Annotated in this window: 1 pseudogene; it reads right to left on the bottom strand. The window is 68.9% G+C overall.

What is annotated here, in order from left to right:
* Positions 1 to 270 (bottom strand): annotated as a pseudogene (locus tag ACF8NF_RS19845) (hypothetical protein); the annotation flags it as partial.

Here is a 270-nt window from a genome sequence, read left to right on the forward strand (position 1 = left end):
GGCCCAGGTGAACTGCGGCTGCAGGCTGTCCAGCTCCTCGCCCTTCTTGTCATCGAGGAAGCTGGCCACGGAGATCTGCAGCTCCTGCACCAGCTGCCAGGCCGCCGCCGCGGCCGAGGCGTTGCTGCGGTAGATGCGCCACTTCACGACGTGGCGCGCGGCATGCTGCTCGCCCGTCATGGCCTGGGGCCGCTGGATGGTCACGGTGTCGTTCTGGTCCACCTCCAGCATGTCGGAGATGGGCGACGGCTCGGACTCCTCGCCCCAGTC

Source organism: Delftia sp. WSY_22, assembly GCF_043104185.1.
GTDB lineage: Bacteria > Pseudomonadota > Gammaproteobacteria > Burkholderiales > Burkholderiaceae_C > Comamonas > Comamonas tsuruhatensis.